Origin of the sequence: Agrobacterium vitis (genome assembly GCF_014926405.1) — a bacterium.
GTDB classification, from domain to species: Bacteria; Pseudomonadota; Alphaproteobacteria; order Rhizobiales; family Rhizobiaceae; genus Allorhizobium; species Allorhizobium vitis_H.
Genome location: NZ_JACXXJ020000004.1, coordinates 385,828 through 411,837 on the forward strand (window position 1 = coordinate 385,828; position 26,010 = coordinate 411,837).

Here is a 26,010-nt window from a genome sequence, read left to right on the forward strand (position 1 = left end):
CGGTTTTCCCTTTTCCCTGACAAACTCTAAAGGCGTTCAGCTTCTGGTGTCGCAACCAGTTTTGCGGCTTCGATATTTGCCAGTGAAAGTGCGTCGCGCATCGATTTTCCTGTGGCGAGGGTTGCGGCCATCACGCCGATGAACATGTCGCCGGCTCCGTGCGTGCTTTCCACTTTCACCTTCACGGCAGGCAGGACAATTTCGTCTCCGCCTCGACTTGCGTAGGCGACACCCGCGCCGCCTGCGGTGACCACAACGTCCGGGAAGTTCGCCAACAGCCTCCTTGCCGCTTCCAATGCGCCATCGAGCGTTTCGACAACCGGGACACCCGCCAGCATTTCAGCCTCGATGGCGTTGACGACGATGATGTCTATCAGGTTCTGAAGGTCGGCTGACAAGGCGCGCGCCGGTGCGGCATTGATCAGGACGCGGCCCCCAGCCTGCCGGACGGCCCTTGCTGCGGCGACATTGGCGGCGTCGGGGATCTCGTTCTGCAAGACAAGAACCGTTGTCCGGCCCAGCAGATCGGCTGCGGCTGCGACATCCTGATCGCCAAGCGTCAGGTTGGCGCCGGACACAATAACGGCACCGTAATCGCCCTGCGCATCGAAAATTGCCACGCTCATGCCGGTGGCGTGGCCGGTCGACGCTGCCGCGTCGCGCCGCACGAAGCGATCATCAACCTGTCGGCGTTTAAGATTTTCCAACAGAAACCGTCCGAATTCGTCGTCGGCAACAGCGCCGATCATGAAGGTCGAGACGCCGGCCTGTGCTGCCGAGACAGCCTGATTGCCACCCTTGCCGCCGCTTTTGGGATGCCAGGACGTGCCTGCAACAGTTTCTCCCTGACGTGGCCGGTCTGGACCGAAGACCGCGATATCATAATGCAGGCTGCCGAAAACGGTGACGATAGGCGAGGATGTCATGGAAGGCGATCTTTGCGTTTGGAGGTGACGGCGGACATGGTGCGGTCGAGATTGCGCTCGGCGGCCTGATAGTCGCGCTGGGCGACGGCGACGAAAATGGCGTCGAGAATATTGAGCTGCGCAATGCGCGCCGCGGCATTTTCCCCCATCAAAGGCGAGCCTTGTGCGGTGGAACACAAGACCACGTCGGCGGACTGGGCGAGCGCGGAGGAACCGTAATTGGTCACGGCAATGGTGCTGGCGCCATTCCTGCGGGCAAGTTGCAGGGCCTCGATCACGGCAATCGTATTGCCCGAATGCGAAAAGCCAATGGCGACATCGGTATCGCCAAGAAGGGCTGCCGACATCAGCATCATGTGTGAATCATCGAAGACGCTGGCGCGCACGCCAATTCTCAAAAACTTGTGGGCCACATCCCGGGCGATCTGCGCCGAGCCGCCGACGCCGTAGAAATCCCGGTTTCGAGCCTTATGGATCATGTCCGCCGCCTGGTCGAAGGCTGCCATGTCCAGAATGGCGAGTGTTTCCTCAAGGGCGTGGATCGAGGTGCGAAAGACTTTCTGGACGATTTCAAGCGAGGTATCGTCAACGGACAATTCCTGATGCATTTCGGTGGTCGGCTGGCGGTTATACTGGCTGACGGAAGACCGGAAATCCCGAAAGCCGGAAAAACCGAGCTTCTTGGTGATCTTCACCACCATGGCCTCCGAAACACCGGCATTTTCGGCGATTTGCTTCAGCGAGGTCTCCTCGCTGAAATCACGCATGCCGAAGACCGTATCCACGACCTTTGCTTCCAGCGGCGTCAGCATTGGCATCATCATGCGAATGCGCGGCCCCACCGCCTTCATGTCAAAGCCATCAGCGTTCATTCCCGTCCCCTTGTCGCGCGATCAATCATCATTGCGACAAGGATTATAAGGCCGGTGGCGAGCAGTTGATAGAAGGCCTGGACATTCATCAGCGTCAAACCATTGCGCATGGCACCCAGGATAATGGCGCCAAGAATGGTGCCGACAATACTGCCCTTGCCGCCCATCAGCGATGCACCGCCAATCGCCGCTGCTGCAATTGCATCCAGCTCCCAGAGATTGCCGAGAATGGGCTCGGCTGCGCCAAGACGGCCAATCAGGATGAGAGAGGCGAGTGCGGCCAGCCCGCCGGAAATCACATAGGCGGTGATCTTGGTACGGGCGATTGGAACGCCTGCGACGTAAGCAGCCTCTTCATTGCCGCCGACTGCCATCAGGTATTCACCGATAGGCGTCTTCTTGAGCAGCACCCAGGCGGCGACCGAAACACCGGCAACGATCAACACCGGGATGGGCAGGCCGATCAGGGTTCCATTGAACAGCGCCCGAAAGCCAGGTGGAATGCCCAGCACCGGATTGCCACCGGTGAAGATCAGCGCGATGGCTCGGTAGGTGCTCAGTGTCCCCAGCGTCACGATGAAGGGTTGCAGGCCGATATAGGCGACAAGCACGCCATTAATAAAGCCGCATACCGCGCCGACACCAAGCCCGGCGAGAATCGCCAAAGGAATGGGCGTGCCGCCCAGCAGCAGCGTCGCGGTCATCACGGCGGCAATGGCAGCGGTCGGCCCGACCGATAGATCGATGCCGCCTGAAATGATCACCAGCGTCATGCCCAGCGCCAGGCAGGCATTGATGCTGGATTGCTGGAGAATATTGGTCAGGTTGCGCTCCGACAGGAAGCCGGGAACGAGCGCTGCAAATACCGCCATGATGACGATGAGGCCGATCAGCGTTCCGGCGTCACGCAACGAGACGGAAAACCGGCGAAAGGTCGGGACCGATTGGCTGGCGGCGGATGAAGAGGCGGTCATGGAGAAAGATCCTCTCTGTTTATGCAGGATGTGCGATGGCGGTAGCACCGGCACTCGCTCCTGGAATGGCGTGGGCGAGAATGGCGCTTTCCGTCAGCTGTTCGCGCAAGATTTCAGCCGCGATCTGCCCTTCCCGCATCACCAGGACCCGGTCGGAGAGCCGGATGACTTCGGGAAGCTCGGAGGAAACGACGATGATCGAATGGCCTTCGCGGGCCAGGGCTTCGATCAATTGGTAGATCTCGGATTTTGCCCCGACATCGATGCCGCGTGTCGGCTCATCGAACAGCAGGATCTGCGATTTGGCCGCCAGCCAGCGGGCAATAATGGCCTTTTGCTGGTTGCCGCCGCTGAACAGACGGATAGGACGATCAAGCTGAAACGGCCGCAGATTGACACGCTTCAGCAAATCCTGCGCGCTGGCGCGCAGTTTTCCGGTGCGGATCAGACCGGCAGCGGAAAAGCTGGGAAGCGAGGCGAGCGCCATGTTCAAGCTGACCGGGCGCAAGGGGATAATACCTTCGCGCTTGCGCTCCTCCGGCACAAGGCCGATTCCTGCCGCGATTGCGTCACGGGGATTGCGCAGGCTGACACTCTTGCCATCGATGGTAATAGACCCCTCGCTCAGACGATCGACACCGGCGATCAGCCGCAGCAATTCCGTACGCCCCGAGCCGACCAGCCCGGCAATGCCCAACACTTCACCCCTTTTCAGGGTGAAGGAGACATTTTTGATCTTGGTGGCTGAAGACAGATTGCTGGCTTGCAGCCTGACCTGATCAGTTACGAAGGAATGATGGGTTTCCTGCATCAGTTCACGCCCTACCATCATGGCAATGACCTGTTTTTCCGATGTGGCTTTCATATCAACGATGCCAACGAGCTTGCCATCTCGCATGACGCTGGCGCGCTGGCAGATACGGAAAGCCTCGTCCATCTTATGCGAAACATAAATAATCGACACGCCGCTGGCCGAGAGATCGGCAATCACCTCAGCCAGCCGGTCGAACTCGCTCGGCGTCAAGCTGGAGGTCGGCTCATCCATGGCGATGACCTTGGCCTTGTCGAGCAGTGCGCGGCCGATCTCGACAATCTGCCGCTGCGCGACTTTCAGGCTGGAGATGGGCGCGGCGACGTCAATGCTGCGATCGATCATCGACAGCGCTTCGGCGGCCCGCTGTTCCTGCTCCCTGCGCGAAACGAAAAGCCCGCCCATATGGGTCAGCGAATGGCCAAGAAACATGTTCTGGGCAACACTCAGATGCGGAACCTGTTGAAGTTCCTGATGGATCATCGCGATGCCAGCCTGTCTTGCATCCAGCGGCTTGCGAAATGCGACAGCTACGCCATCGACGAAAACACTGCCGGAGGTTGGCCGGAAGACGCCGGACAGAATGCGCAGAAGCGTTGATTTTCCGGCGCCGTTTTCACCCAGCAGCCCGTGAATTTCTCCGGGAGCGACGTCAAAGCTCACCTCCGTCAGCGCGTTGACGCCCGGAAAGCTCTTGGAGATTGTTTCAAATCCCAGTCTCGGCACCATATTTCACCTCCTCCTGCAAGACACGCACTGCCAACCCTGAAAGCTGGCAGTGCGTTAACCTCGATTATTTTGCAGCCTTGGCATCTTCCATCAGCACGGCGCGCACATCGACGCCCTTGCCTTGGTAGCGGGCGAGGTTGTCGGCGGTGATCAGCGCCTGGGGCGTGGCGACGACGCGCGGCAATTTCTGGCCGGCAACGAGCCGAAGGGCTGTTTCCATGGCCACTTCACCTGTTAGAACCGGAAAGCTATCGACGGTGCCGGTCAGTTCGCCTGCCTTGATCGAGGCGTAGGCGTCTGAAATACCGTCAGTGCCGAAAACCGCGACCTTGCCCGCAAGCCCTGCCGCCTTGACGGCTTCGACCACGCCCAATGCCATGCCGTCATTGTTGGCATAGAAGCCGATAAGATCGGGGTGTTGGTTGAGGATGTTGGTCGCGGCATCGTAGGAGGTCTGCCGGTCCCAATTGCCGGGAACGCTGGCGACGATCTTGAACTTGCCGTTTTCACCGATGGTGGACTTGAAGCCGTCGGTGCGTTGCACGGCGGCATAAACACCGGCCTGGCCCTCGATGATCGCCACCTTGCCGCCCTGCGGACGGTTGGTGATGAACCATTTGGCGACGCGCACGCCGTTGTCGCGCTGAACATTGCCGACATAGTGCTCGGCCTGCGGGATCACTGCATCATTGACGTCAACGACCGGAATATTGGCGGCCTTGGCCTGTTCGATCACCGGCTGAAGATTGGAATCCGTCTGTGGCGACACCAGCAGAACGTTATAGCCTTGCGTGATCATCCCCTCGGCAATCGTCAACTGACCAAGCTGGTCGCCTTCGCTTTGCGCCGCCTGATAGGCGACCGGAACGTTCTTGGCCTTGCCGAACGCGGCATAGCCCTCACCGAGCGACCGCCAGTATTCGTTGGTCAGTGTCTTTGAGACGGCGCCCGCCTTGGTGCCGTCGGGAAGCTTCGGAAAGGGGCCGAACTTTGCTTCCAGCTGCGACCAGTCCATGCGGTCTTTTTCAGTGTCGGAATTGAGTGGGGCAAGCTGCTGCGCAAAGGCTGCGCTGAACAGGAAGCTGGCAGCAAGGCCAGTGGCAAGCGTCAGTTTCATCATGGTCTTCATCGGTTCCTCCCAGGTGGTATCATCAAGCACGCCTCCGGCATGCCTTTGGTTACAAAGGTCTGAAATCTCAAGGTATTTTGAATTGCGGGCCTTAGCCCAGCATCAGTTCCTGAACGATGGCCTGCGCGGACACGGCATCCTGACGGTCGATGGCGCCCGAAAGACGATTATCCTGATCGAGGCGATCGACAATCCGCAGCATGCGCTTGACGGTCTGGATATTGACCTCGCATTCGTGGACGGGATCGAGACCCGTCATGTCCGGGAACGTGTCGAAGTAGATGGCGCCGTCATAGCCGTCCTTGCGGATCTGGCGCAGAAGCTCGACGGTCTGCTGGGTGTGGACCGCGCCCACCATCAGGCCATCGTCGCGCTTGGCATAGCCATCGTTCAGATGCACACCGAGAACGCGGCTATGGCGGGCAATCAAGGCGGCGGCAAAGGCTGGCTGTTCATCGGCGTAGAGAACGTGGGCAAAGTCCAGCGTCACGCCAAGATTGGGCATATCGACATCCCTGATGGCCAGCAATGTCGTTGCCGCATCCGGCATCAGGCTGTAGGACCGAGGTTCGTTCGGCTTGTACTCGATGCTGATCTGGCAATCCGGGTCATGGGCGCAAACTTCACGGATTCCATCAATTTCGTGTTGCCACAGGGTGTGATAATCCGCCTGAAAGGCATAATCGAACCCATCCTGGCCGAGCCAGAGCGTCATCAACCGGCTGCCTGCTGCACGGGCTGCGTCAATACCGGCCTTGGTGAGATCGATGGCTTCCCGCCGGACTGCGGGGTCTGGATTAGTGAATGCGCCGATCTTGAAGGCGGGATTGGTGTAATAGCGCATGGCGAACCCATTGATTGCCAGGCCCATATCGCCAATCTGGCGGGCCAAAACAGCAGGGTCTTCGCCAACATGATCGGGATAATTGAGATCGAGATCCGTTAGCCCATCGACTTTTGCGGCACGCTTTGCCATTTGCAGCATGGTCGGCTTGCCGGACAGGTCCGGCCATTCTGCCTTTGGGCAGGAGGCAAAGGAATTCAGGCGGGTTGCAAATTTCAGCTGGGTCACGGCTCTGGCTCACTTTGATCACTACACTTCATACTTCACAAAATAATTGTGATTTGTAAAGTAAAAAATCTCTTAGACCCCAGTGAATTGCCTGGAGCCAACCTCAGCGACGCAGCAATGCCTCGATTTCGCTGCGCTCCGGCATGGCGGGCGCGGTTCCCCGGCGGGTCACGGCGATGCCCGCCGTCGCACATCCGAACCGGACCGCGTCGAGCGGGGCAAGTCCATCGGCAAGCGCTGCCGCAAAACCGCCAACGAAGGCGTCCCCTGCCCCTGTCGTATCGATGACAGGCCCGGCTGCAATGGCCAGAACCGCCACCGAGGCATCGTGGCTATGAAACAACACGCCTCTGCTGCCGAGCGTGATGATGGCGGTACCGACACCACGCTCCAGAAGCACATCCCCCGCCCGCTTAGCATCTTCAATCGTATCGAGCGGAAAGCCAACCAATGCGGCGGCTTCGGTTTCGTTGGGAATGATATAGTCGCACAGCGGATAGATCGTGTCTGGAAACGGCTCGGCGGGGGCGGGGTTGAAGATAGTGGTGACGCCAGCCTTACGGGCGATCATCAGCCCGTGGTGGGCTGCCTCGGCGGGCTGCTCCAGTTGAGTCACGAAAATTGCGCTGGTCTCGATGGTTTGCCGCGCCGCCTCGACATCCTCAATGGTAATGGTTCCGGCTGCACCTGGATAGACGATGATGGCATTGTCGCCCGTCTTGTCGTTGACATAGATGAACGCGGCACCGGTCGGCTGGTCATCCATAATGGTCAGTTTTGGCAGGACAGCCGCCTCCGCATAGGTCTTCAACGCCAGATCACCGAACGTGTCGCGACCGATCTTCGAGATGAAGGAGACGTTCGCGCCCTCCCCGGCCCTTGCTGCCGCAACCGCCTGGTTGGAGCCCTTGCCGCCCGGACCGACGGAAAAGCCGCTGCCGGTGATTGTCTCGCCCACCACCGGCAATCGCGCCGCAAGATAAGCGGTATCGGCAACAAAGATTCCGAGTATCGAAACGCCCTTGCCCATCCTGCCCTCCTTATGCTCCAGCCGGTGGGATGACGCCCTTGGTGAACAGGAAGCAGCCGTAGAAGCGGGTTTCGCCGGTTGAAATCACACAATAGGCCTTCTTTGCAAGGGAGTAGAATGCAAACCGCTCGATGCCGTACATCGGCGATGGCTTGCCCTCGGCGCGGTCGATTTCCACTTGGACCTCGCGTTGCACCGGCTGAATGTCGTCCGGGGCACCCATGACTTCCATACGACCTGCCGAATTTTGCAGCGGCGTATCGAGCGGCAAAACCGACAGCAGGACGCGCACAGCTTCTGCGGATGACAGATTGGCCATGGACAGGGGACGGCCCAGCACGGTCTGGCGTGCCACGCTATCGCTGGGGAAATTGGTATCGGAAATCACAAGTGTATCGCCATGCCCCATGGATCGCAGCGCATGCAGCACGTCGGCATTCAAGGCAGGATGAAGATTTTTCAGCATGGGACACTCCTTGTTTAACTTAACTTACTACAATGACTGGCCTATTTGACCGCACCGGCGGTCAGGCCCTTGACGATATAGCGCTCCAGGAAAATACCGACCAGGACAAGCGGCATGATGGCGGCGGTGGCGATAGCGGCCATGGACCACCAATTGATGCCTTGCGAGCCAGTCTGGCTGGCCACCATGACGGGCAGTGTCTTGGCGTTCGAACTGGTCAGGAGCGCTGCGAAGAAATATTCGTTCCAGCAAAGAATGACCGACAGGATGAAGGCAGCCACCATTCCCGGCAGGGCGATGGGCAGGACGATCCGCATAAACGCCCCCCAGATCGAGCAGCCATCGACAAGGGCTGCCTGTTCGAGTTCGACAGGGATCGTGTCGAACTGGTCGCGCATGATCCAGATGACGATGGGCAGTACCATCAGCGTGTAGACCAGAACGAGACCGGTCAGAGTATCCAGCAGCATCAGGTGTTTATAGAGCACCAGAAACGGCATGGCGAGCACGACGGGCGGCAGGATCAACTGGGACAGGAAGAAGAAAGAGATATCCTTGTTACGCAACCAGAGGAATTTGTAGGAAAACCGGCTGAGGCCATAGGCCGCCAGCGATCCGATCACCACAGCCAGAAACGAGGCTCCAGCCGAGGCGACGACGCTGTTGAAAAACCGCCGCATGAATTCGTCGCGCACCGTCGAGGCCACAAATATCGTGTCCGGCGAAAGGCCGAGCGAGCGCCAGCCCTTCCAGTCCGGCGTAAAATCCACGAAGGGAATGAGGTGGCCCTGGGTGACATTGACGGCGGTCTTGAAGGATGTCGTGATGGTCCAGTAGATCGGAAACAGCGAGATGAACGCCCAGAACACCAAGGCGGCATAGATCAGCAGACTGCTTGTCAGAAATTGAGGGCGACGAAACCGGGGTTCGGCTCGGCTTTCAGGGCCGTTATGGCTGGTGCTTGTGTTTGCCATGGTCGGTGCCTCAGTTGGAACGTTGCAGCCAGCGGCTCGTCACCTTCAGGATGAGCGAGACGAAGATAATGATGATGACGAGATAGAACTCGGCCAGCATGGTGCCGTAGCCGACATTCGAGCGGTCACGATATTCCCGGAAGATGAAGCTGGAGACCGTATCTGTCGCGCCGCCGGGTCCGCCTGCGGTAACATTGATGACGATATCGGCAAGCTTCAGCTGGAAAATGATCCGCAGGATAATCACCGTGACGCTGACCGGCAGCATCAGCGGAAAGGTGATTTCCTTGAAGCTCTGCCAGCCGGAAGCACCATCGACTTTGGCGGCCTCCTTGATCTCCGTTGGCAAGGCCTGAAGCCCGGCCAGAAGCAGGATCATCATGAAGGGGATCGAGACCCAGGCATCCATGGCCATCAGCGAGAGGCGGGCAAGCCACGGGGTCGAGAAAAACGCCGGGTTGTCCCATCCGAGATGCCGGGCAAGCGTTGCCGCCGGGCCGAAGCGATATTCCATCAGCGATTTGCCGATCATCCAGCTGACGGCAACCGGGCTCAACATCAGCGGCAGAAGGAAGGCGACGCGAAAGAACTTCCGGGCCTTGATTTCGGCGTTCAAAAGCAGCGCGAGGCCAAAGGCAATGGCATATTGCACCAGAACCGCCAGAACATAATAGACCATGTTCAACAGCGCGTTCCAGAAGTAAAAGTCGGCAAACAGCGTGCGCAGGTTGTCGATGCCATTGAAACGCCGTCCTGCGGCAGCGCTGAGGTTCCAGTCGGTGAAGGCAATGTAGAGGCCGAACACCGTGGGAAATACCACCATGGCGACCGTAAACAGCACCGCTGGCAGAACGAACACGGCCCGCTGGCCCGCTTCGCCACGGATCATGATTTGCGCGGCGCACAGAGCCACGGCCCAGACGATATAGGCATAGAGCAAGGGACGCCAGCTGACGAGGCCAAGCGAGGTCACCCCGGCTACATCGAGAACTTGCAGAATGAGCACGCCAAGCAACAGCACCGTGGCCACCGCCAACAGCAGGCGACCACGCCGGGCACCGGTTTGCCGTAGCGATACCCCTTCAGTCGGGCGAATGGCAGGCATGGTCGTGTCGGACATAAGCAAACCCTTGGGCACAACGCCCGAGCAGAGGCCGGAAGCCAAGATTGGCATTAGGCTGATGAATGGACGTCAGGCGAAATGAGAAAGCCGCCTGACGCCGTTTGGGAACACCAGCGGCAGTTTCCCGCCGCTGGCATAGCTCAAACGCCGAGCGAGGCCTTGTAGAGAGATATCTGCTTGTCGCGGCCAAGCTGATCGGTGAGTTTTTCCCAGGCCGCCGCAATCGCATCGGCACCTTCCTGGGGCTTCACCCTTCCCGCAAACACCTTTGCCAATTCGTCTTCCGCCACGCTGTAATATTGGAAGATACCGGGAATACGTGGCTCGATGGCGGCGTTCGGATGGTTGTAGGACTTCGACTGGGAGGCGAGATAATTGCTGATGAACGCCTCCTCATAACCCGCTGCCACCCATTCCTTGATATCGAACTGGCTCTTGCGATAGCACTGGAAGCCGGAGGGATAAGCCGCCGTCCACAAGGCGAGATCCTTGCCACCGAGATGGGCTGCCGCACTCCAAGCCGCCTTCTTTTTCTTCTCGTCCTTATCGACACGAGCCATGACGTAAACGCCCCAGCCCAGATAGGCCATGTTGGGTGCATAATTCGGCCCGCTTGCCAGCGTTTCCCACTTTCCGGTCTTGGCGTTGTAGACATCGTCGGAGCCGGGAAGAATGTCGAAGGCAATGGTATCGCCCACCACCGAACTATCGCTGGTCTGGGCGCTTTGCCCGACATCGCCCCACCAGGAGACCATAGAACCGGTTCCGGCCAGAAACTGCTGGAACGCCGTCGTGCCCGGATCGGCATTCAGCTGGTCGCCGGCTTCGGAAGGCAGGGCATCGACCACATCCTGTATGGCGCGCACCCAGGCAGGATTGTTGATGCGCGGCTTCATCGTATCGATGTCGAACAGCCAGGCCTTATCATCCGGGTGCTTGGCATAGGCCGTTGCGCGGCTGCCGAGGAAGTAGAAACCAAAGCCACCCCAGGCCTTTGGTGCATCAAGATAGCCGATGGCATCGGCACCAGCGATTTTCTTGCCTTTGAGGAACTTGGTCGCTTCCTGCACCTGTTGCCAGGTTTTCGGCACGCCCCATTCGCCCGTATGGCCTTCGGCTTTCCAGGCCTTGGCGAGATCGGTGTCGGTAAAATAATCCTTACGGTAGTTGAAGTTGTGGCAATCGCCGTCCACCGAGACACGGTAGACTTTGCCACCCCAGGTGCCGACCGGGGCCTTCAGGTAATCGACGTAATCGTCCATGTCGATCTGGGCCTTTACCCAGTCCGGCATTTCCGAGGCAAGACCCTTGCCGCAGACATCACCCTCAAACGGCGCGCCCATTTCCAGAAGGTCAAAATCCACGGTGCCGGTGGCAATCGCCTGTTGAAGGCGGGGATTGTAATCCGCCTGGGCCAGGTCGATCCAGGTGATCTTGGCGCCGGTATAATCCTCCCAGGGCTTCAGGAAGCCGCGAAACAGCACATTGTGCAGATTCTGATTGTTCAGGCCCATGAAGGACAGTTCGACGCCAGCGAACTCTCCCTTCTTGACGGTCTTCTTCGTGGCCTCCAGGCACAGCTCGCCGACCTTCTGCCAATCGGCATCGGTGGGAGAGCCCTTTCCAACGCCGGGTATTTGCAGGATCTGCGTGCGCAGGGACGCCTCGTCGGCAAGCGCCGTTCCGGCACTGCCCAACAACCCACCAGCCGCTGCCACAGCCCCAAGGCTTGCACCGGTCTTCAGGATGGCGCGACGGCTCAGGCCTATCGCCATCATCCTCTCGTATTCGCTGACTTTCATACCTGTCTCCTCCCTTGTTCGCCTATGTCAAATAACTGCTTTCACATGTCCCCTCCCGTGGACGGGCGAAAGCAGGCTTCCACTTTTCCCTGACAAACTCTATTCCAACCGCAGCCCCGTTTCACCGTCGAACAGATGGACCATGGCCGGGTTCGGCGTCATGGCAATCATCTGTCCGGACGGCTCTGCCAAACGCTCGCGGAACACGCCGATAACTTTCTGCTGGCCAAGCCGGGCAAAGACCTGGGTTTCCGTTCCGGTCGATTCCAGCACGGTAACGTTAGCGGTTACATCGCCGCCAAGCACAAAATGCTCAGGCCGAATGCCGTAGAAAGCCGCTCGTCCGTCCGAACCTGCAGGAGCCGAATTCAAGGGAAGTCGGATGCTCTCTTCGGTCTCGAAAAACGGCGTTGCAGATGCCCGGATATGACCTTTGATCAGGTTCATCGAGGGCGAACCGATAAACCCAGCCACGAACATGTTGGCTGGCGCGTCGTAAAGCGCTAGCGGCGAGCCGATCTGCTCGACGCGACCATCCCGCAACACGACGATACGGTCCGCCATGGTCATGGCTTCGACCTGGTCATGGGTGACGTAAATCATCGTCGTCGCCAGACGGCGTTGCAATTCCTTGATTTCAGCCCGCATTTGCACGCGCAGTTTCGCATCGAGATTGGACAGTGGTTCGTCAAACAGGAAAACCTTCGGATCTCGCACAATCGCCCGGCCCATCGCCACGCGCTGCCGCTGCCCGCCGGAAAGCTGACGGGGATAGCGGGCCAGATAGGGGACCAGATCGAGAATTTCTGCTGCCTTGCGAACGCGCTCGTCAATGAAGGACTTGGTTTCACCGCGCATCTTCAGCGCAAAGCCCATATTCTCCGCCACGGTCTTGTGCGGATAAAGCGCATAGCTCTGGAACACCATGGCGATATCGCGATCCTTTGGCGGCAGGTCGTTGACGACTTTTCCGTCGATAACGACATCGCCAAAGGTGATCGGCTCCAGCCCGGCAACCATGCGCAGCAGCGTGGACTTGCCGCATCCCGATGGGCCGACAAGAACAACGAATTCACCATCAGGAATCTCGACGGAAACGCCATGGATAACCCTCAGGCTACCATAGTCCTTGCCGACATTGACGATATTCATCGATGCCAAAAGCAGTTCTCCTCCCAGGGCAGCGCGCCTTGCGCACGCCGTTTAAGCGGTTTTCCGGAAAACTGTAACGGTTGGAGACCTCCCTCTCACCGCCACGGTCCTTGCGTCCGGAAAGACGCTATCTTCGTCGAGAACTTCACATAATCTTCTATTTTGGTAAAGTCCGTTATTGCGTTTCTCTTAAATATTTTCGATGTTCATCGAAGCGCAGTCGAAACGGGAGTTTTGGCGACGTTGAACTATGAATTGCGGTGAGTATAGCCCTCGCGCTGCCCTGTTTAAGCATCGCCGCATCGGGAAACATCACAAAAAAATGTCAAATCGTGAAGAAATTCACGACCGCAAAGGGAAGGCAAGCCAATGTTGAAGGGAATAGATCCGGTTTTGAATGCTGAATTGCTGCATGCCTTGATGCTGATGGGGCACGGCGACCAATTGGTGCTGTGCGATATCAACCATCCGGCCGAGACGATTGCCAAGCACACGACCTATGGCAAGCTGATCAATCTGTCGGGTTGCGGTCTTGAGGTTGCCACGGCGGCGATCCTAACGCTTTTCCCCCTCGATACCTTTGTGGAAGCGCCGGTGAAGCGAATGCAGGTGGTTGGCGACCCTGGTGGACAGGTACCGATCTTTTCGTCCATCCAGCGTGTGGTGGACCATGCAGAAGGACGACCGGTGAAGATCGACGCCCTGGAACGTTTCGCGTTTTACGCCGAGGCAAAGACGTCCTTTGCGATCGTCAGAACCTCCGATCCCGGCCCCTACGGATGCTTTATTTTCAGCAAGGGTGTCGTTTGATAGGAAGGCGCCAAGGCGGAGTGACCTATCAAAGGCGTGAATCGATCAGACCGGATCGATTCAGATAACTCGTTGGACGCTTGAATCGAACCACGCCAGACTCTGGCCATGGAGAAAGAGAACAACAGCCCGGTCCAACTTCGCCGTATCGACCCATCGCAAAACATGCGGCGCTTTTACACGCTCGCACTGCAACCGACCCTGTTCGGCGGCGCCTCGGTGATCCGCAACTGGGGACGGATTGGTACGACAGGCCAGACTATGATCGAGACCTTCGACCGAAAAGAGGATGCCCAGCGGGTGCTTTCACGCTTGGAGCGGACGAAAAGAAAACGAGGTTACCATGATGCGGGTCGTCTAACTTGATAGACATCAGACATATTTATGGCCTTTTACAGAGCAGTTGAATTTGCGTACGATTCATCATACATATTCCACTTAGAGAGACGAAAACGGCTCTGCCTTCTGCGGCAGGGCATGAAAGTGGTGGATGGTGTGACCGGTCAAGTGAAAACACGCGCCAAAGGCGCTGGCTCCCTGGTTGCACAGGTCAGCGACAGCCTTCGCAAGGCGATCCTTGGCGGGGACTATGCGCCGGGCGATCGGCTTCCCAGCGAAATGGAACTGACCGAGGCCCATGGTGTCAGCCGGACCGTCATCCGTGAGGCAGTCACCGGCCTGCGTTACGATGGGCTGGTCGAGGTGCGCCAAGGGGCTGGCATTTTCGTCCTCAATCATCATCAATCACGCACAAACCCGTCAAAGCTGGATCGCGCCCGGCTGTCCTCAGATCTTGAGGTTTTGGAGATCCGCACGCCGCTGGAGATAGAGGCTGCCGGGCTTGCCGCGCTGCGCCGTTCGCCGGCGCAGGAGGAAGCGATTTTCGATTGCCATGCAAAATTGCTGGCGTGTATCGAGGCCGACCGCTCCATTCGAGAGGCCGATCTGGCCCTGCATATGGCGATTGCTGCGGCCACCAATAATCCGCTGTTTACGCAATTTCTCGAGATGCACGGCGCATCCGCTATCCCTCAGTCCAAAGTGGTCGCGGAAAACCGGGCGGCTGAACAAACGGCCTATCGCCGCCTCATCCACAGGGAACATCAGGCCGTGGTGGTGGCGATTTCCGACGGCGACGAAAAAGCCGCCCGCGCCGCCATGCAGGATCATCTGCGCGGTAGCCAGTTGCGCTACCGTGATCTGTTGCGCGATCTGCGCGGTATCGGCAGCGAGACCTGAATCTCAGGCTTCCGTCCCCCAGACCTCGATCTGGGTCAGCGCCGGAAACGGCGATGGGTCATCGGCTTTCATCAGACTGTGCAGCCGAACCCATTCGGTGCGCGTTTCGGGCAGGCAAAAACACTGGGCGGCAGAGGATTTAACCAGCGCCAACCGCGTTTCCTCTCCACCCGAAAAGCTCAGAACAGCACTTTCCCACCAGGCATCGTGCGGGAAATCAGCCCGTAGAGTGAGCACCACTTCACGGAGCCTGACCGGGCGACCGAAAAACAGGGTCAGGGCAGCCTGCGGATCCCTGTTGATCCCCCAACTGGTGAAAGGCCAGAAACCGTGATTGCTATTGGCTCGCTCGCCATCGATGACATTGCGAACTGCGAAGGCCGCCTCCCCGCGTGTTTCGACATTGGCCTCGACATGCGGAAAAGCTTGAGAATTGGCGTGGTCGTCCAGGGGATTGAAGGCAAGGTTTCTCTGTGCCGACATCTCTTCCGGCCTCGCCTTCGCAGCGTGAAGCCGGTGCAGGTCTCCGCAAAATGCATGGGGTGGGTAAGCGATCTTTCTGGCACCGAACGGTATGGAAAAGCTAAAACGGCCCTGCGGCAAATACAGGATGGCCGGTGCCATGGCGGCATCGAACGCCAGACGGACATGACTGGGCTCGGACACCTCGACCAATAGCCGGTCGCCGTCCCCGTAGGGCTGGCGATAAACCAGAAAGGCTTCGTGGTCCGCACTGCTCTGCGCCAGGTTTTGGCCCGCAGCATCCACCACAGTGAGTGTCACTCTCATCCTCACCCTCCTCAAGTAATCGTCAGCGACAAACGCGATGTCTCAAACGGCAGCAGAATACGGAAAATTCTCTCCGGCCAAGCCTGCCGCAGCCGGGGATCGCCGATGTCGATTGCCTCGATGATTGGCTCTGCCGCACCGCTCACACTAATTTCGCCGAACCCGTCCAGGACCAGCCTCCCTGCTTCCACACGTGGCGCAATGCAGGTCATCAGCGATAGAACGGCAGGCTTGTCACCGTCATGCTCATCGACAACTTCGATATGGCTGCCACGAATGAGCCTGACGCTGCGGCGATAAGAGCGTAGCGCTGCTTCCTTCGGATAAGCTGCGGCTATCTCCAGCGAAATGCGGACCTCCTCCACCTCGAAAGCCGTTTCGACATCGCGTGCGGCAAATTCCGGTCCATCCTGTTGCATGACGCCCGCAAAAGTTGGAAGGTTGTGGTAGGCCGACTGCATCGTCCAGATCTCATACCGCTGCGGCGAGAAGGTTTTGGCCGTATAGGTTTCCACGCCGATATCGATGAGAAACGGTTGTCCATCCTTGTAAAGCGTCAGGCTGCCGACATCGTTATGATTATGGCTTTCGCCGTTATGCCCACCCTTCACCGCCAGATCGAAACGGTTGTCGCGGGCAATGAAAAGCCCGGTGCCGGGGTAGAAAATATCACCTTTTGCCGCCGGCTTTGCGGGCGCAGGCTTAACGTCCGGCAAGCGTGTGGCTGCCATCAACCGGTACCAAAGGTTCCACTCTTTCGACAACAGAGGATCTGCGGATTGCTGAAGATCGGCAGCGGCAAAATCCATCAGCGCCTTCGAGCCGACCGCTTCGCCGAACAGATATTCTCTGATGCTACAGGGTTCCAGAACTGCGGATGAATCGGCAAAATTGAAATAATACCGTCCAGACACATGCATATTGAGGATGTATTCCGCCATGTTGCGGATCTTGGCTGTCTGCCAAAGCGGACGGCACAGGTCCGGCACCACCTGATCCAGCACGGTCATGGCGCCAAACAGACAGAGAGCGGCATGGCGATAATAGAGCACGCCTTCCTCGCAGGCGCCGTCCTCGGCATAGTCCTTGAGAAAGGCATCGAGACTGCCCAGCGCTTTGACCAGCACTGCACGGCGAATCTCCTGGCTCGTGGGCAGGGAAAACGTGGCGATCAAGACGTTCTGGGTGATCCAGGCGGTCCAGTTGTTCATCCTCTCGTTTCCCTGCCCCATCCACCAGAAATGCCGGGCAAGATAAGGGGTGATGATACGGCGGTGGATCTCCTGCTCTATGCGGGCCGGCAGGTGCGGATCGCGTTGCGCAAGAGCCGGTCTCAGCAGCCAAACCAGGGTTGCCAGGTTCGCCGCCGTTTCCGCCGCGAACAGATCGATCACCGGGTCTTCAGGAGTGGCCAAGGGCTGGCGCGGACCGCCTCGTCCATAAGCATTGTGCGCTGGCAATTGCCACCCACTTTCCTCACAGATCAGGATGACGCCATCGATAATGGCGTCAATGAAGTCGTCTCCGCCCTCACCTGTGTCCTTGGCACATTCCGCCAGAACCAGATCGTTCAGCATCAGGCGGCGACGGAAATACAGGTCTTCGAAGCGCGAACGATTTCCTGTCTGGGTATAGTCACGGTAATGAGAGGCAAGGATTTGTGGCCATTCAGCGTCCATCGCGGTGCGGCCCGCGGCCTGCAGGGCAGCGAGATGGGTAGCGCCCAATCGTTGCAGCAACGCATGGACGTCAGCACCTGCGGCCGGTTGAAAATCGGCAAGATGAGGCGGCAAGCTGCCAATATGCTCGCTGAACATTATGCTCACCTCCCCTTCCTCGCCGTCTAGCAATCCCCTGCTATCATACCTATTTTCACCTTTCCAGTAAATTTGTCTGATGTCATCGGAAGTTGTTTGACCAATAAACGATCTATGCTATGCAGGGATCGGGAGTCGGGTGCAACCGACAGGCGGCCCCGTATGGAACGCTTAAAGCATGGCACGATACGGCTTCGTGCGGGAGGAAAGCTGATGACGGTCATCAGTCCGGTTCTATCTGGCAGCAGCGCCGAGAACGGCAAAGGTGCGACCTCGAAACGCAGGGTGCGGATCGTGTCCAAGCGCCGGCGGCGGATCGAAAATGCACTGATTGCCTATTCCTTCATTGCCCCAAATTTCCTAGGCTTTGCCGTCTTCACGCTCGGTCCCATCCTGTTCGCCTTTGCGCTGGCTTTCATGCATTGGGATGGGTCAAACCCGATCACCTTTGCCGGGCTCGATAATTTCTGGCGGCTGTTTGAAGACAAGGCCTTTATCTCCGCGTTCTGGAACACAGTGATCTACACTCTTGTCTCAGTACCTGCGACACTTGCCTGCGCGCTTGGTCTTGCCATCCTGCTCAACCAGAAAATCCGTGGTCGCGATTTCTTCCGCACCGCGATGTTCTTTCCCTATGTCGCGTCACTGGTCGCCGTGGCTGTCGTCTGGAACATGCTGTTCAACCCCGAAATGGGGCCGGTTAACATGCTGCTCTACACGCTCGGCCTCGACCCCAATGACATGCCCGGCTGGGCGGCTGACCGGCACTGGGCGATGGTCACCGTCATCCTGTTCGGTATCTGGAAGAGCATGGGCTATTACATGGTCATCTATCTGGCCGGGCTACAGGGCATCAATGCCGAATTATACGAGGCAGCCGGTCTCGACGGCGCCAATGGCTGGCAGAAATTCCGGCATGTCACCCTGCCGCAGCTGGCCCCGACGACGTTTTTCGTCACTGTCATGCTGACGATCCAGTCCTTCAAGGTGTTCGACCAGGTCTATATGATCACCCAGGGCGGACCTGGAACCTCGACCCTCGTGCTGGTCTACCATATCTATAATGAAGCCTTCATTTCCTGGGATCTCGGCTATTCCAGCATGATTGCCCTGGTGCTGTTCTTCCTGGTTCTGGCGGTCACCGTGATCCAGTTCCGCCGCCAGAGGGAGGACTGAACCATGCGGATTGCCGGACGCAGGATCAAGGTCTCGACAATTGCCATCTACGCAACGGTCATTGCCGTCACTATCATCATGTTGCTGCCGTTTGCCTGGATGCTGTCGGCGTCGCTGAAGCTCGACCGCGACGTCTTCGTGTTTCCCATCGAATGGATACCGGCCCACCCGCGCTGGCAGAACTATGTCGATATCTGGACAAAGATTCCGCTGGCGCTGTTCATTTACAACACCTCGAAGCTGACGATCATCGTCACGCTTCTGCAATTGTTGACGTCGAGTTTCGCGGCCTATGCCTTCGCCAAACTGCATTTTCCGTTCAAGAACACGCTGTTTCTCGGCTATATCGCCACCATCGCCATGCCCTGGCAGGTCTATATGGTGCCGCAATTCCTGCTGATGCGCGAATTCGGGCTGAACAACACCCATCTGGCACTGATCTGCCTTCAAGCCTTTACAGCCTTCGGCGTCTTCCTGATGCGACAGTTCTATATGTCGATCCCGACAGAACTCTGCGAAGCCGCCCGCATCGACGGCATGAACGAATACCAGATCTGGGCGAAGATCATGCTGCCGCTGTCGAAGCCAGCGCTATCGACTCTGACGATCTTCACCTTCGTCACCACCTGGAACGACTTTCTGGGCCCAATGATCTATCTCACCAAGACCGAACTGAAGACCATCCAGATCGGGCTTCGGATGTTCATATCGCAATATTCCGCCGAATACGGGCTGATCATGGCGGCGTCGGTTGTCGCGCTCATTCCCGTGCTCGTCGTCTTTTTGGCCTTGCAGCGCTTCTTCGTCGAAGGCGTCGCATCAACCGGGCTGAAGGGGTGATGTCATGAATGCCATGTTTTCCAATGCGCCACAGCCGATCACCGATGAAGAGGTGACTATTGCGCTCGACATCGCGGTCGCCCAGGTGCGGCGCAATCTGCCTGACTTCACCTATGCGGCACAAAACCATTCCAGCGTCGGCAACAGGTATCCGGCGGTTGCCAACGACCAATGGACGGCAGGTTTCTGGCCCGGCGAAATCTGGCTCGCCTATGAGCACAGCGGCGATAAGGTCTTTCGATATGCCGCTCAGATTCAGGTGCAAAGCTTCCTGCATCGCATCGAAAACCGTATCGCCACCGACCATCACGATATGGGGTTTCTCTATTCGCCCTCCTGCATTGCCGCGTGGAAACTGGTGGGCGACGAGGATGGACGCAAGGCGGCACTCCTTGCCGCCGACCAGCTGATCGAACGCTACCAGCCCATCGGACAATTCATCCAGGCCTGGGGCGCCAAGGGCAATCCAAACGAATACCGCTACATCATCGACTGCCTGTTGAACCTGCCGCTGCTCTATTGGGCGACTGGCGAAACAGGGGATGAAAAATACCGCGAGATCGCGCTCTCCCATGCGCGCACCACGCTTGCCCATTCGGTGCGGGAGGACTGCTCCACCTATCACACGTTCTACATGGACCCCACCACCGGCGCTCCGGTACGGGGCGTGACCAAGCAGGGCTATAGCGATGACAGTTTCTGGGCACGCGGACAGGCCTGGGGCATTGCTGGCATGGCCCTGTCCTATCGTTACGAGCGCATTGCCGAATACCGAGACGCTTTTGAGCGGCTGCTGGGCTTTTATCTGCAACGGCTTCCGGACGATCTCGTGCCAGTCTGGGATCTTATCTTTTCGGCAGAGGACGGCGAACCGCGCGATAGTTCGTCCGCCTCCATCGTCGCCTGCGGCCTTCTGGAGATGGCCGATCTGGTGGAAGAAGCAGACGCCGCCCGCTACCGCGATCTGGCCCGGCGGATGATGAAAAGTCTGGCCGATCACTATGCCGTCAAGGACCCGTCCGTCTCCAACGGGCTTGTCATGCACGGCACCTATTCGAAGAAAACCCCACACAACACCTGTCGCGGCGAAGGTGTCGATGAGTGCGTGTCCTGGGGCGACTACTATTACATGGAAGCTTTGACGCGCCTGTCGCGCAACTGGTCCTCCTATTGGTGATGCGTGAGGGATAAATGGCAAGCATTTCGCTGAAAAAGCTCAACAAATCCTTCGGTGCACTGAAAGTGGTGCACGATATCGACCTTGAGATCGCCGACAAGGAATTTATCATTCTCGTCGGACCGTCCGGCTGCGGCAAATCCACCACGCTCAGAATGATCGCGGGGCTTGAGGAGATCTCCGGCGGGCAATTGCTGATCGGCGAGGACCTGATGAATGACGTGCCGTCAAAGGATCGCGACATTGCCATGGTCTTCCAGAACTACGCGCTCTATCCGCATATGACTGTCTACAAGAACATGGCGTTCGGGCTTGAGCTGCGGAAAGCGCCGCGCGATGTGATCGAGACAAAAGTCCAGGAAGCGGCAAAGATCCTCGACATCACCCATCTTCTGAACCGCAAACCCAAGGCACTATCCGGTGGCCAGCGCCAGCGCGTGGCTCTGGGCCGTGCCATGGTGCGCAATCCGGAAGTGTTTCTGCTGGACGAGCCTCTGTCCAACCTCGATGCCAAGCTGCGTGGCACGATGCGCGCCGAAATATCCAAGCTGCACAAGCGGCTGAACGCCACCTTCATCTATGTCACCCATGACCAGGTGGAAGCCATGACAATGGCCGACCGCATCGTTGTCATGAAGGATGGCCACATCCAGCAGGTCGATACGCCGCAGCGGCTCTATGACCATCCGATCAACATGTTTGTGGCGGGCTTTATCGGTGCACCGCAGATGAACATGCTGCCCTCGACGATCCGGCACCAGGAGGATGGTTTCGTCGCCGTCTTCAACGATCATGCCCTGCCCTTGCCGAACACCTTCGACCAGAGCCGCATCGCCCCCTATCTGGACCGCGACATCGTTCTGGGCATACGGCCTGAAAATTTCCATGAGCTGGCACCGGGCGATATCGACCCTGCCAATACGGCACCCTTTGAGGCGGTCGTTGAATTGGCTGAACCGATGGGCTCGGAAGTGCATCTCAATCTCGTCGTCGCCGGGCGCTCCATCGTTGCCCGCGTGTCGCCGCGCTTCAAGGCCAGGCTGGGTGAGCAGGTGCGCCTCACCGCGGACATGACCAACGCGCAATTGTTTGACCCGCAGACCGAGCGGTCGATCCTCTACTGACAGGACAACACGATGCAATGGTTGGAGGCCATCTGGACGAAGGAGGGAAAGGGCATCGCCAAGGATGCGCCGAAGCGCACCGGCCTTGCACTGTTTTGCGAGATCATCGGGCGGGAATGGTGGGAACTGGTCAAGCTCAATCTTCTGTTTCTGGTCGCCGCGTTGCCTGTCGTCACCCTGCCCGCAGCCCTCTTCGCCACCGCCAGTATTTGTCGCGCCATGGTGGAGGACCGCAACGTCTACCTGCTGCGTGATTTTGCCGAAGCCTTTCGCCGCTATTTAGCCGTGGCAACAGGCTGGGGTCTGACGACCGGCTTTGCGCTGTGGATCGGTTTTTGTGCGATCTTAACCTATGGCGCCCAAGTGCGCGACAGCCTGATCTACGCCGGCCCTCTGGCTGTCAGCCTTGTCGCGACCGGTTTTGTGGGCGTGTGGTCGGCGCATTTCATTGTGCTTACGGTGATGAGCAAGCGTGGCGCCCTGGAGATCCTGCGGCTATCGGCGCTGGCAACGCTTCTGCGACCTTTGCCGACGGTGGCGGCGCTGGTGTTTATCGCGGCCCTCTGGCTTGTGCATGTGCTGCTCTATCCGGTTTCTGTCTTCATGCCGGCAATGATCAATTTTTCACTTGGAATGTTCGCCGTTTCATTCGCCGCGCATCGGGCAGCCGCACTGGTTTTGGCCGAGCCTGATGCGGCGTATCGGACAACCAAAATATCATAGGAAGCCGCTGGGAGGCGCTTTCAACGAGACAATCAGGGAGGAGAACAGAATGTACAGGCAGAAATTTGGGATATCGCTGACCATTGCCACTGCGGCACTGGGAATGGTCACTGTCATGGCAGGCGGCGCGTTCGCACAATCGGCAGCCCCCGTCACGCTGAAATGGGCGCTGTGGGACTGGGACAAGGTGGCCTATTACAAGCCGCTGATCGAAGCCTATCAGGCAAAACATCCGAATGTGAAATTCGAGCCGGTGGATCTCGGTTCGCAGGACTACACGCAGATGATCGCCACCCAGCTGACCGGCGGTGCCAAGGATATCGACGTCGTCACCATCAAGGACGTGCCGGGTTACGCGACCCTGGTGCGGGCCAACTCTATCGGCGATCTCTCCGGTTTCATGACCGAGCAGAAGATCGACAAAGCGGCTTACGGCGGGCTTATCGAGGAGCTGAGCATTGACGGCAAGGTCTATGCAATACCTTTCCGCTCCGACTTCTGGGTGGTCTATTATAACAAGGACATTTTCGACAAGGCAGGCGTTTCCTACCCGACCAATGACATGACCTGGGCGCAGTTCGATGAGATCGCCGGAAAGCTTAAGGGCGGCATGGGGGTCAACAAGACCTATGGCGCTTTGCTGCACACATGGCGTTCGACCGTTCAGCTTCCGGGCATCATGGATGGTCAGCATACGCTGGTCGGTGGCGATTACGCTTTTCTGAAGCCCTGGTATGAGCGGGCGCTGAAGCTTCAAAAGGAAGGTGCGATCCCGTCCTATGCATCGCTGAAAACCTCCAATACCCATTATTCGGCGCTGTTCTTCAACGGGACGGTCGGCATGCTGCCGATGGGGACCTGGTTCATCGGCACGCAGATCGCCAAGGTAAAGTCCGGTGAATCCAAGAGCAAGAATTGGGGCATCGTCAAATTCCCGCACCCAGACGGCGTTGCAGCCGGCACAACGGCGGCGCAGATTGCGGCTCTTTCGGTCAATAACAACTCAGCCCACAAAGACGTGGCGCTTGACTTCATCAAGTTCGTGACTGGACCTGAAGGTGCGGCAATCATTGCCGATACGGGAACTTTGCCAGCGGTGCGCACAGACGATGTCAGCACCAAGATCACCTCGCTGCCCGGCTTCCCGCAGGACGAAAACAGCAAGGCGGCGCTTAAAGCCGGCAAGTCCTATCTGGAAATGGCGGTCAGTCCCAATGCAGCAAAAATCGAGGTCGTGCTGAATCGTGTGCATGACGCGATCATGACAGACAACACATCTATCGACGATGGCCTGAAGGAGATGAACGACGGCGTCAAGGCGATCAAATAGTCCACAGCAAGTCTGGCCGCAGGTTCACACCTTCCTGCGGCCAATTCATTCGAAACAGTTCATGGATATCGATTGTGGTTTACGATCCGGCCCAGGCCAACCCGCTCTACGGCAACCCCTTGCGCAGCCGCGATGATGTGGCGAAAGCCCTGCTCGACCTGTTCACGCCGCTCCTGCCCTATTTTTCGCAAGGCGGCGCACGGGTAAGGCTTGGCGCATCCGGCGCGATTTTCGATCATGCGGCTGCCGATCTCGAAGGTTTTGCCCGGCCCCTGTGGGGTATCGTACCCTTTGCGGCGGGCGGTGGCGATTTCCCGCACTGGGATCTTTACCGACGTGGCCTGACCCATGGCACCGATCCGCAACACGAAGACTATTGGGGCGATGTCTCTGATCGCAACCAACGGCTGGTGGAGCTTGCCGCCATCGGCTTTGCGCTCGCCATGGTGCCGCAGCATATCTGGGAGCCTCTGGACGATGCTGCCAAGGCCACCGTCTCGGCCTATCTGCTCCAGGCCCGAGACCGCGAATACGTCGATAACAATTGGAAATTCTTCCGGGTTCTGGTCGATCTGGGGCTGGAGCGGGTCGGAGTAGAATTCGACCACACCAAGACTATTGCCTATCTCGATGAGCTGGAAGGATTCGATATTGGTGATGGCTGGTACCGCGATGGGCCGGTGCGTCGGGTGGACCACTACATTCCCTTTGCCATGCATTTTTATGGGCTGATTTATGCCGTGCTTGCCAACGAAGACGACGCCCGCAAAACCCGTCTTCGTGACCGCGCAACGGTCTTTGCCAAGGATATCCGCCACTGGTTCGGCCCGGATGGCGCCGCACTGGCCTTCGGGCGCAGCCAGACCTATCGTTTTGCCGCTGGCGGTTTCTGGGGCGCGCTTGCCTTTGCCGACCTTGACGCGCTGCCATGGGGTGAGATCAAGGGCTATTACATGCGTCATATCCGCTGGTGGTCGGCATTGCCGATTGCCGACCGCGACGGTGTGCTGTCGGTCGGCTACGGCTATCCCAATTTGCTGATGAGTGAGAGCTACAATTCGCCCGGTTCGCCCTATTGGGCGCTGAAATTCTTTCTCCCGCTGGCCCTGCCCGCCGATCACCCGTTCTGGCTGGCGCCGGAAACCGATGCGCCGTCCTTCAATGCGCCCGTGCCGCTCGAAAAGCCGGGCATGGTCGCCATGCACATGCCGGGTAATGTCGTCATTCTCGCCTCCGGCCAGGAACATGACAAGATGCGCGGCTCCAACGAGAAATACGCCAAATTCGTCTATTCGACGCGCTATACCTTCAATATCGAGGCCAATGATCGCCATTTCGATGCGGCCAGTTTTGATGGCATGCTGGGCCTGTCGGATGATGGCGTGCATTTTAGGATGCGCGAGACGCTTGAAGAGGCGATGATCGCCGATGACAGGCTCTATTCCCGCTGGAAGCCCTGGGCGGATGTGACTGTCGAAACCTGGCTCGTTCCACAAAATCCCTGGCATATCCGCATCCATCGGATTGCAACGCCGCGCAGCCTGATGACCAGCGAAGGCGGCTTTGCCATTGCCCGCGTCGACTTCAACCGTGACCGAATGGAAGAAAGCGCTGGCCGTGCCGTGTGGTTCGGGCAAACCGACATCAGCGCCATTATCGATCTTTCCGACAACCAACGCACCGGTCGCGCCCATGTGCCGATTGCCAATACCAATCTTTTATGGGCAAAAACCAACCTGCCGCAATTGCGTGGCGCAGTCGAACCAGGCCAAACCGTGCTGGTAACGGCAGCATTCGCGCTACCGCTGGGACGTGCAGCAGATGAGGCTCTTGCCGCTCTGCCTACTTGCCCCGATCTCGAGGTGCTGGAGCAGCAGTTTAGAGACGCTGGACACCGCGTCGCGGCCTTCGATATCGGCTAAGCG

The 26,010-nt window shown here is 58.3% G+C and carries 24 protein-coding genes; 10 read left to right on the forward strand and 14 right to left on the reverse strand.

The window, feature by feature from the left end; genetic code table 11:
• Positions 1-26: 26 nt before the first annotated feature.
• From IEI95_RS10300 to IEI95_RS10355, 12 genes are all read right to left on the reverse strand, one after another.
• Positions 27-926 (reverse strand): ribokinase, encoded by a 900-nt coding sequence (locus IEI95_RS10300; RefSeq protein ID WP_156533079.1) that lies wholly within the window; start codon positions 924-926, stop codon positions 27-29.
• Positions 923-1,798: a MurR/RpiR family transcriptional regulator gene (locus tag IEI95_RS10305; protein WP_156533078.1), complete on the reverse strand. Its 876-nt coding sequence runs from the start codon at positions 1,796-1,798 to the stop codon at positions 923-925. The genes IEI95_RS10300 and IEI95_RS10305 overlap by 4 nt, the downstream gene beginning before the upstream one ends.
• Complete coding sequence (locus tag IEI95_RS10310) at positions 1,795-2,772, reverse strand: ABC transporter permease (RefSeq protein ID WP_015918470.1); 978 nt, start codon at positions 2,770-2,772, stop codon at positions 1,795-1,797. Before IEI95_RS10310 ends, IEI95_RS10305 begins: the two co-directional genes overlap by 4 nt.
• Before the next feature lie 19 nt (positions 2,773-2,791).
• On the reverse strand, positions 2,792-4,312 hold the full coding sequence (locus IEI95_RS10315) for a sugar ABC transporter ATP-binding protein (RefSeq protein WP_156537469.1): 1,521 nt from the start codon (positions 4,310-4,312) through the stop codon (positions 2,792-2,794).
• A gap of 64 nt (positions 4,313-4,376) precedes the next feature.
• The gene (locus tag IEI95_RS10320; RefSeq protein WP_174083755.1) at positions 4,377-5,441 is read right to left on the reverse strand and encodes a sugar ABC transporter substrate-binding protein; all 1,065 of its coding nucleotides are present in this window, start codon (positions 5,439-5,441) and stop codon (positions 4,377-4,379) included.
• Positions 5,442-5,532: 91 nt separating this feature from the next.
• On the reverse strand, positions 5,533-6,504 hold the full coding sequence (locus IEI95_RS10325) for a sugar phosphate isomerase/epimerase family protein (protein ID WP_156554446.1): 972 nt from the start codon (positions 6,502-6,504) through the stop codon (positions 5,533-5,535).
• Positions 6,505-6,616: 112 nt separating this feature from the next.
• Complete coding sequence (rbsK, locus tag IEI95_RS10330) at positions 6,617-7,543, reverse strand: ribokinase (RefSeq protein ID WP_156537470.1); 927 nt, start codon at positions 7,541-7,543, stop codon at positions 6,617-6,619.
• 10 nt (positions 7,544-7,553) lie between these two features.
• Positions 7,554-8,009, reverse strand: coding sequence for an RbsD/FucU family protein (locus IEI95_RS10335; RefSeq protein ID WP_194416382.1), 456 nt, complete (start codon positions 8,007-8,009; stop codon positions 7,554-7,556).
• Positions 8,010-8,050: 41 nt separating this feature from the next.
• Complete coding sequence (locus IEI95_RS10340) at positions 8,051-8,983, reverse strand: carbohydrate ABC transporter permease (RefSeq protein ID WP_234643918.1); 933 nt, start codon at positions 8,981-8,983, stop codon at positions 8,051-8,053.
• A 10-nt stretch (positions 8,984-8,993) separates the two neighbouring features.
• Positions 8,994-10,103: a carbohydrate ABC transporter permease gene (locus IEI95_RS10345; RefSeq protein ID WP_156533070.1), complete on the reverse strand. Its 1,110-nt coding sequence runs from the start codon at positions 10,101-10,103 to the stop codon at positions 8,994-8,996.
• A 143-nt stretch (positions 10,104-10,246) separates the two neighbouring features.
• A complete protein-coding gene (locus IEI95_RS10350) occupies positions 10,247-11,908 on the reverse strand; it encodes an ABC transporter substrate-binding protein (RefSeq protein ID WP_156533068.1) in 1,662 nt (553 codons plus the stop codon).
• 99 nt (positions 11,909-12,007) lie between these two features.
• Positions 12,008-13,069, reverse strand: a complete 1,062-nt coding sequence (locus tag IEI95_RS10355) for a sn-glycerol-3-phosphate ABC transporter ATP-binding protein UgpC (RefSeq protein WP_156533066.1) — start codon at positions 13,067-13,069, stop codon at positions 12,008-12,010.
• Between the two features lie 360 nt (positions 13,070-13,429).
• Here IEI95_RS10355 and IEI95_RS10360 point away from each other — a divergent pair, with 360 nt between their 5' ends.
• From IEI95_RS10360 to IEI95_RS10370, 3 genes are all read left to right on the forward strand, one after another.
• Complete coding sequence (locus IEI95_RS10360; protein WP_156533064.1) at positions 13,430-13,870, forward strand: RbsD/FucU family protein; 441 nt, start codon at positions 13,430-13,432, stop codon at positions 13,868-13,870.
• A gap of 108 nt (positions 13,871-13,978) precedes the next feature.
• Complete coding sequence (locus IEI95_RS10365; RefSeq protein WP_071203409.1) at positions 13,979-14,236, forward strand: WGR domain-containing protein; 258 nt, start codon at positions 13,979-13,981, stop codon at positions 14,234-14,236.
• A 111-nt stretch (positions 14,237-14,347) separates the two neighbouring features.
• Positions 14,348-15,109, forward strand: coding sequence for a FadR/GntR family transcriptional regulator (locus IEI95_RS10370; RefSeq protein WP_156533062.1), 762 nt, complete (start codon positions 14,348-14,350; stop codon positions 15,107-15,109).
• A 3-nt stretch (positions 15,110-15,112) separates the two neighbouring features.
• Here the strand turns inward: IEI95_RS10370 and IEI95_RS10375 are convergent, their stop codons facing one another.
• Together IEI95_RS10375 and IEI95_RS10380 are read right to left on the reverse strand one after the other, a co-directional pair.
• On the reverse strand, positions 15,113-15,898 hold the full coding sequence (locus tag IEI95_RS10375) for a carbohydrate-binding protein (RefSeq protein ID WP_156533052.1): 786 nt from the start codon (positions 15,896-15,898) through the stop codon (positions 15,113-15,115).
• Positions 15,899-15,909: 11 nt separating this feature from the next.
• A complete protein-coding gene (locus tag IEI95_RS10380; RefSeq protein ID WP_194416431.1) occupies positions 15,910-17,715 on the reverse strand; it encodes a heparinase II/III domain-containing protein in 1,806 nt (601 codons plus the stop codon).
• A 213-nt stretch (positions 17,716-17,928) separates the two neighbouring features.
• Between IEI95_RS10380 and IEI95_RS10385 the strand changes: the two genes are divergently transcribed.
• The 7 genes from IEI95_RS10385 (at position 17,929) to IEI95_RS10415 (ending at position 26,007) form a co-directional block, all read left to right on the forward strand.
• Positions 17,929-18,891, forward strand: coding sequence for a carbohydrate ABC transporter permease (locus tag IEI95_RS10385; RefSeq protein WP_156533050.1), 963 nt, complete (start codon positions 17,929-17,931; stop codon positions 18,889-18,891).
• Positions 18,892-18,894: 3 nt separating this feature from the next.
• Positions 18,895-19,731 (forward strand): carbohydrate ABC transporter permease, encoded by an 837-nt coding sequence (locus IEI95_RS10390; RefSeq protein ID WP_156533048.1) that lies wholly within the window; start codon positions 18,895-18,897, stop codon positions 19,729-19,731.
• Between the two features lie 4 nt (positions 19,732-19,735).
• On the forward strand, positions 19,736-20,908 hold the full coding sequence (locus tag IEI95_RS10395; protein WP_156533046.1) for a glycoside hydrolase family 88 protein: 1,173 nt from the start codon (positions 19,736-19,738) through the stop codon (positions 20,906-20,908).
• 14 nt (positions 20,909-20,922) lie between these two features.
• Positions 20,923-22,032, forward strand: a complete 1,110-nt coding sequence (locus IEI95_RS10400; protein WP_156537476.1) for an ABC transporter ATP-binding protein — start codon at positions 20,923-20,925, stop codon at positions 22,030-22,032.
• A gap of 12 nt (positions 22,033-22,044) precedes the next feature.
• Positions 22,045-22,755, forward strand: a complete 711-nt coding sequence (locus IEI95_RS10405) for a DUF624 domain-containing protein (RefSeq protein ID WP_156533042.1) — start codon at positions 22,045-22,047, stop codon at positions 22,753-22,755.
• 49 nt (positions 22,756-22,804) lie between these two features.
• Positions 22,805-24,085: an ABC transporter substrate-binding protein gene (locus IEI95_RS10410; protein WP_156533040.1), complete on the forward strand. Its 1,281-nt coding sequence runs from the start codon at positions 22,805-22,807 to the stop codon at positions 24,083-24,085.
• A gap of 74 nt (positions 24,086-24,159) precedes the next feature.
• Positions 24,160-26,007, forward strand: coding sequence for a DUF2264 domain-containing protein (locus IEI95_RS10415; RefSeq protein ID WP_194416383.1), 1,848 nt, complete (start codon positions 24,160-24,162; stop codon positions 26,005-26,007).
• Positions 26,008-26,010: the final 3 nt, after the last annotated feature.